Source organism: Brevibacillus sp. FSL K6-6036 (assembly GCF_037964015.1).
GTDB classification, from domain to species: domain Bacteria; phylum Bacillota; class Bacilli; order Brevibacillales; family Brevibacillaceae; genus Brevibacillus; species Brevibacillus borstelensis.
Map to the genome: position 1 here is coordinate 1,053,030 of NZ_CP150173.1, position 6,971 is coordinate 1,060,000.

Here is a 6,971-nt window from a genome sequence, read left to right on the forward strand (position 1 = left end):
TGCTATGAGTGATATGTACCGCTGGGCCGACTACTACGACTTGACACAGCGCGGCATGGCAGGTGACGTGGAGTTTTACCTCGATATGGCTCGTCATGCAGGTGGCGAGGTGCTGGATCTGGCATGCGGGACTGGCCGTACCAGCATACCGATGGCAGAAGCGGGTTTGTCCGTCACCGGGCTGGATTTGTCGTCCGAGATGCTGAAGCGAGCGCAGGAAAAGGCGGAAAAACACGGTGTAGCGGATCGCCTTCGGCTGATCCAGGGAGACATGCGCTCCTTTGATCTGCAAAAGACGTTTTCACTGATTATGATCCCGTTTCGCTCCTTTTTGCATCTGCTGTATATCCAGGAACAGATGAAGGCGCTGGCTTGCATCCGAAAGCACATGGCACCTGGAGGAAAGCTGGTTTTTAATGTGTTTGTGCCCAAAATCAGCCATTTGTATGAGGAGAGAGAAAAGATGTCGCTCCGCGGCACTTTCCGATTGGAAACGGGAGAAGAGGTTGCAATGTGGGACTACACACGCTACGACCATTTCCAGCAGCTATCCGAGGTGACTCGGACTTATGAAAGGACATCACCGGACGGTGTCGTGACCGAAAGAGTTGTCGGGCGATTTACGCTGCGCTACATCTTCCCCGCCGAGCTGCACCATTTGCTTCGGCTCAATGGGTTCAAGGTGACGCAGCGTTACGGCTCCTTTGACAAAAAGCCGTTCGATTCTTCCAGCAGCGAATTGATAGTAGTCGCCGAACTGCTTTAAAGCGAGCGAACTTCTTTCAAGCGACGGAACTGCTTTCAAGGGAGCGAATGGATAAAGCGCAAGCGGGATGTCCCCGTGTCGATTTCCGGGGAAATAAGAAGAATGGGGGACTGACGGTGAAAATTTATACAAAGTCAGGGGACAAGGGCGAAACGTCACTGGTGTTTGGCGTTCGCGTCCCGAAGTTTGCGGATCGCGTAGAAGCGTACGGAACATGTGACGAAGCCAATTCAAGCATTGGCCTTGCACTTTCTCTCCTGCCTGCCGGGGACGAATGGAAGGAACTTCGTCAAGTTTTTCACGTCATTCAAACCAAGCTGTTTCACATTGGAGCGGAGCTTGCCACCCCTGTGGGAAAACAGGTGGGATGGCCGATCCAGGAAGAGGATGTACTCTTTTTGGAAGGGGAAATCGACAAGCTTGACGCTGCTTTGCCTCAACTGACCAACTTTATTTTGCCGGGCGGGCATCCGGCTGCCGCCGCGTTTCACATAGCCCGCACCGTAGTCCGCAGGGCTGAGCGCAAGGCAGTAATGGTCGCAAACCAGGAAGAGGTAAACGCCGCTGTCGTGAAATATTTGAATCGCTTGTCCGATTATTTATTTGTCGTGGCGAGGTATGTCAATCGCGAGACAGGGCATGAAGAGCTTCAATTGCACGAATAGAGAAGGGCGGCGTGTACCTGTCCAGGCTTTCAATGCGGGCTTCCAGTCTGGGCTTCTGAACCAGTTTTCGAACCATGCTTTTGACCATACTTCAACTATACTTTCGACCGGGTTTCCGAAGTAGGCTTCGACCGAAGCTTTTGAACCAGGTTCCCGATCCAGACTTCTGAACCAAGCTTTTGCGCCGGGGTTCCGATTCCGGCTTGCTTTTCGGGCAGCGTTCTGCTCTAGTCCGATACAAAAATGATGGACGTCGCAGCATGCTTGTAACGTATATTCCGATGCAAATTCCGATGAGGCTGCTCTCTAATCCAGAGCAGCTTGCATCCCTTTTCTAAAGCCATGAAAGGGAACCAGACATTTCCCGAGGCAATCCATTTTTGAAAAGGAGGGATTCGTATGTTTCAGAAAGCGGACAAGTGCTTGCGGACGAATAAATTTACTGAACAGTTGGAATTTTACCGCAGATTGATGGGATTTGACGTTGAGCAGGTGGAGGGAGAGCAGCAGCTGACATTTTTGATTGCCCCTGGCGGTGAGCGGATTTTACTGGCGGGAACAGAGCAAAAAGACCTTTCTTTGTATTTGACGGAAGTGTTTGACCAGCCAATCCTTGGACAGAGCTTCTATCTTTCCGCACCTTCGTCATTTTATGAATATCGCGATCGGGTACTGGCTCAAAAGCAGCACAATGCGGAATGGGTAGAAACGGAATGGGGCTGGGAACGTCTCAGTGTGACTGATCCGGAAGGCTATGTGATCACATTCTGGGGCGGGCGGAATCTGAGTGACGGGCAGATCATAGCCTTTTACGACGAAGCCCCGACTCGTCTGAAGAAAGCGCTGGAGGGACTGAACGATCAGCAGCTTGACTTGTCCCGTGCTCCCGGAAAATGGTCGATTCGCCAAATCGTTTTACATATGGTAGACTCGGACGCAACCTCGCTGGCGATGGTGAAGTTCGCTCTGGCGGAGCCAGGGAGGGTATTTCACGGGAATGCTTACGACCCTGACGTATGGGCGGCCGGATTGGATTATGCCCATCGCAGCATACAAGCGGAGGTCGAGCTGTTTTGCGCGATCCGCTCTCATATCGGCGGCCTGTTGAAGCACCTGCCCGACGCGATGGACAGAACGGTCTCTCTGTCATCGGGACACATCGTATCCGTTCGCCAGCGGATCGAGCCGCTCATGGGACATGCTTTGCATCATATCGGGCAAATTCTTGAAACCCGGAAGGTTCATGGAGTATAAAAGGCCAGGTAATGAAAGGAACCAAAAGGCGGTTAGAGATCTTGAAAAGGGGAGAGGAGCACGATGGCCAGCCTGCCCTCGGTTTAGTTCGGGGTGGCCGGCCGTATTTTATGTCTTCTCGGGCGGGAAAGGGGTTAGAACATCTCTGTTGTTTTTCCGCTAACATTTTAGCGCAAGTACGCTTTGATTCCTTGCAAAAAAGGAATTTTCTCTGTGTCAAACATGTCGTACAGCGATTCCGTATCCGAGCATGCGTTTCCTTCCAGCAGCATCGTCAGTTGGGTATTGGTGATCGGGAAGAAGGAGAAACCTTCCATCAGATTAATGACCGGCTTCATCAATCCCAGCGGAATATGCACTTTCCGTACTTTGCGCTTGCCGATGGCTTCGCCAATAGCGTCGAGAATCGCTCCATAGGAGACTGGTTCCGGTCCGCCCGTCTCGAAAATTCGTCCGACAGCAGATTCTCGGGAGAGAGCCTGGACAAATACATTTGCTACTGTCTGGCTGGCAATGGGCTGCAGGAGATAAGAGCCGTCTCCAATCACGGGGGTCACAGGCATACGGACAAGATCGGCCAGCATGTTGACGAATTCATCTCCCGGACCGAAGATCACGGAGGGACGGAAAATGACGTAAGGGATGCCGCTGCCCTTCACGAGCTGTTCTGCTTCGTATTTGCTCTGATGGTACCCGCTCGTCGCATTGGCTCTCGCTCCAAGCGCACTCATGTGAACAAAGCGCCGGATGCCTGCTTTCTTGGCGGCTTGCAAAACATTTCGGGTCCCCTCCACATGAATCCGGGGAAATGTAATGCCCTTTTGCTTTTGTTCACGGATAATGCCTACCAGATGGATAACGGCGTCGCAGCCAGCCATCGCCCGGGAAAGTGAGTCGGGGTCGAACAGATCACCGACGGCGACTCTAGCATTTTCGCTTGCCTGGTTTTGCTTGCGCCATTTTTCCTCCGAACCGGGACGAACCAGGCAAACGACCTCATGTCCGTCTTCTGCCAGTTTTGCCAAAATACCCTTCCCTACAAAGCCGGTACCGCCCGTCAGGAACACTTTCATCCATATCCCCCCTAAAGTAAAAAACTCCCAGGTTCCATTGTACACCAGATAGACAGCTTGCTCCATTGCTGATGCGCTCTCCCGGTGGATTGACAAAAGAGCGTATAATACTAATAGAAAGAGAGGAGGTCCAAGCTTTGGCTCAACGCAAAGTACCCGTAGATGACATTTTGGAAATACTTTACCAAACATACCCAGATGCTCACTGTGAGTTGAACTATACCTCGCCTTTTGAGCTGTTGATTGCGACGATCCTGTCAGCCCAGTGCACAGATAAACGGGTAAATGAGATTACTGCGCCCTTGTTTCAAAAACACAATAAACCGGAAGATTTTCTCCACATGACACAAGAGGAAATGGAGGAGCATATAAAAGGGCTGGGATTGTATAAAAATAAAAGTAAAAACATCCTGGAGACCTGCCGGATCCTTTACGAAAAGTACAACGGGGAGGTTCCGCAAAACCATGCGGAGCTGGAGGCGCTTCCCGGCGTAGGCAGAAAGACCGCCAATGTCGTTTTGTCCAACGCCTTTGGAGTTCCAGCCATCGCAGTCGATACACACGTGTTTCGGGTTGCCAATCGCCTCGGCTTGGCCAAAAGCGACAATGTGGACGAGGTGGAGCGTCAGCTCATGAAGCGGATCCCCAAGGAAAAGTGGTCGGATGCCCATCATTGGCTCATCTGGCATGGACGACGCATCTGTGCCGCTCGTACTCCACAGTGCAGCATCTGTCCTTTGAAGGACATGTGCAGGTACGCCCTGGCCGAAGAGAAGAAGGCGAAGTCATCGCGGACAAAAGAGACGGCGAAAACAGCTGCCACCGCCAAAAAAACGGCGTCCAAGTCAAAATCGGCGGGAACAGCAGGCACGAAGGAAAAGGCAAAGAAGCCGGCGGCGAAAAAAACGGCAGCATCGCAGGGCTGATGAATGTCTGAATCATCGATTCCGATTTCCGGTGAATGTATATTGACAGTTTTCCTTGATTAGAAGTACACTTAATTTAAAGTAATTCTAATCAAAGGGTTTGACAAACCATGTACATTCATCGTGCGAAAGACTGTGAGGTGTAGCACAATGTCACAGCGTGTAGAAAAAGCTGTTGAAATCCTAAAGAACACCGGGGTAAGGATGACACCTCAGCGTCATGCCATTCTATCCTATTTGTTGGGGACGATGACCCATCCGACAGCTGATGAGATTTACAAGGCTCTGGAGGGGAAATTCCCCAATATGAGCGTGGCGACTATTTACAATAACCTGCGCGTCTTTAAGGATGCGGGTCTGGTGCGCGAGCTTACCTATGGAGATGCGTCCAGCCGCTTTGACGCCAATGTGGAGGAAGATCACTACCACGCGATCTGTTCGGAATGCGGTTCGATCCGGGATTTCCACTACCCTTATCTCCGAGATGCCGAGGCTTCGGCCGCAAAAACCATTGGATTTCGTGTAACCGGACACCGGATGGAGGTATACGGGGTATGCGAAGATTGTCAAAAGAAGACGCATTGAGGAATGTGTCGCTCAAAGAACACCTTCTGCTTCCAACAGGCTTTCGTTGGAGAGAGGGTGTTTTTTTGTTGCGCTGAGATGTTTATGCAAATTAGGGCGAGACATGTAACCTTTTGGCGATTGCCACGTCATCTTTGAAGGAAGGTTTTAGCCATTTCCAGTTTCTCGAAGGTTGTGAATAGAGTGAACAGAAGGTACGATAAGAGGAATACAGCCGTCAATGCATGTTATACATATGGTCAAGTCAAGAAGCGGTTGAGCGGAGGGAGTAGTCGATGAGTCTGGAAGTAGCCTTGGATAGACGAGCGAGACGACGCAAGAGACGAAAGCGCAGGGCTCCGCTCCTTTTTTTGATGCTCCTGGTTTTGGCTGCCGGGTTTGGGTATTGGTATTTTGAACTGAAGCCGTCGAATGAACAGGTGTTGCCCTATTTAGGAAACGAACGTCCCATTGTCTTCGAGGGCGAGCCTTTTAAGCAGCCGTATGCAATGGAAGGCGATCAGATTTTGCTGCCGTTTGAATTTATTCAGGAGCGCCTCGACCCGCACATTCATTGGGAAGAGCCGACCAAGATGCTGATCATTACAACCAAGGACAAGGTTCTCCGCATGCAGAGCGGCCAATTGGTGGCCTATTTGAACAAGAAGCCGGTGGATTTGCAGGTGCCAGTCTCCATCATTGGCGGCCACCGCTACATCCCGCTTGCCCCTCTGGAAAAGCTGTATCCGTATGCCTTTACGCGGCATGAGACAAGCGGGGTGCTGCGCGTAGAGAAAAACGAGTACGAAATCCAGCAGGCACATGTACTAAAGGATGAAGAGAAGGTCCGGCTTCGTTTAGAGCCGACGCATCGTTCCCCTTATTTGGCAGAACTGCCGGGAGGAGCCGTAGTGGACGTGCTGGGACAAGAAGAGGAGTGGTACCAGGTCTTGTCCGCTGACGGCATATCCGGTTATTTGCCCAAGAAGGTCGTCGAGCAAGGGGATGTAAGAAAGGTCAATTTGGAACAGCCGGCAGAATCCTTGCCTGTTTTATGGACACCGAAAGGGAAAAAGGTCAATCTCACCTGGGAACAAGTCGTCAAGCGAAATCCGAATACGGCCGAGATCGGCAGCATGCCAGGCGTGAATGTCGTATCCCCGACCTGGTTTGAGCTAAGCGATGCCGAAGGAACACTGATTAACAAGGCTGATCCCGCGTACGTCCAGTGGGCCCACAAGCGGGGTTATCAGGTGTGGGGGCTTGTAACCAACGGATTTAATCCGGATTGGACGCGGTCCGTTTTGTCCAGTTATGAAAAACGTGACAAGGTCATCTCCCAAATCCTTCACTACGCTTATCTGTACGATTTGGATGGGATCAATCTCGATTTTGAAAATGTCTATATCGAGGAAAAGGACAAGCTTGTCCAATTCGTTCGGGAGCTGACGCCATACCTTCATCAGCAGGGGCTGGTCGTCTCTGTGGATGTCACGATTAAATCGACCAGTGACATGTGGTCTCGCTTTTATGACCGGAAGGCTTTGGGCGAAGTCGTAGACTACATGGCTGTGATGACCTATGACGAGCACTGGGCATCGAGTCCGAAGGCCGGTTCCGTCGCTTCACTGCCGTGGACCGAAAACGGACTGAAGGGAGTCTTGGAAGAAGTGCCGGCGGAAAAGGTGCTGCTGGGCGTTCCATTCTATACGCGCTTGTGGAA

The 6,971-nt window shown here is 51.4% G+C and carries 7 protein-coding genes (1 of these 7 only partly in view); 6 read left to right on the plus strand and 1 reads right to left on the minus strand.

Annotated elements, in window-relative coordinates; genetic code table 11:
* Nucleotides 1–4 precede the first annotated feature (4 nt).
* The 3 genes from NST37_RS05450 (at nucleotide 5) to NST37_RS05460 (ending at nucleotide 2,685) form a co-directional block, all read left to right on the plus strand.
* Nucleotides 5–766 (plus strand): class I SAM-dependent methyltransferase, encoded by a 762-nt coding sequence (locus NST37_RS05450; protein ID WP_339186389.1) that lies wholly within the window; start codon nucleotides 5–7, stop codon nucleotides 764–766.
* Nucleotides 767–882: 116 nt separating this feature from the next.
* On the plus strand, nucleotides 883–1,431 hold the full coding sequence (locus NST37_RS05455; RefSeq protein ID WP_024984685.1) for a cob(I)yrinic acid a,c-diamide adenosyltransferase: 549 nt from the start codon (nucleotides 883–885) through the stop codon (nucleotides 1,429–1,431).
* 399 nt (nucleotides 1,432–1,830) lie between these two features.
* Nucleotides 1,831–2,685, plus strand: a complete 855-nt coding sequence (locus NST37_RS05460; protein WP_003391631.1) for a DinB family protein — start codon at nucleotides 1,831–1,833, stop codon at nucleotides 2,683–2,685.
* Between the two features lie 167 nt (nucleotides 2,686–2,852).
* Here the strand turns inward: NST37_RS05460 and NST37_RS05465 are convergent, their stop codons facing one another.
* Nucleotides 2,853–3,758 carry a complex I NDUFA9 subunit family protein gene (locus NST37_RS05465; RefSeq protein WP_122958750.1) on the minus strand — a complete coding sequence of 302 codons (906 nt, stop codon included), beginning with the start codon at nucleotides 3,756–3,758 and terminating at the stop codon, nucleotides 2,853–2,855.
* A gap of 137 nt (nucleotides 3,759–3,895) precedes the next feature.
* On the opposite strand from NST37_RS05465, the gene nth reads away from it, so the two are divergent.
* From nth to NST37_RS05480, 3 genes are all read left to right on the plus strand, one after another.
* Nucleotides 3,896–4,684, plus strand: a complete 789-nt coding sequence (gene nth, locus NST37_RS05470; RefSeq protein WP_031933175.1) for an endonuclease III — start codon at nucleotides 3,896–3,898, stop codon at nucleotides 4,682–4,684.
* 150 nt (nucleotides 4,685–4,834) lie between these two features.
* Nucleotides 4,835–5,269 (plus strand): peroxide-responsive transcriptional repressor PerR, encoded by a 435-nt coding sequence (gene perR, locus NST37_RS05475; RefSeq protein ID WP_003391638.1) that lies wholly within the window; start codon nucleotides 4,835–4,837, stop codon nucleotides 5,267–5,269.
* A gap of 275 nt (nucleotides 5,270–5,544) precedes the next feature.
* Nucleotides 5,545–6,971, plus strand: the 5' portion of a protein-coding gene (locus tag NST37_RS05480) for a glycosyl hydrolase family 18 protein (protein WP_003391640.1). The gene runs 313 nt beyond the window's last position; the window shows 1,427 of its 1,740 coding nt (coding positions 1–1,427); it begins with the start codon at nucleotides 5,545–5,547; its stop codon lies off the right edge, out of view.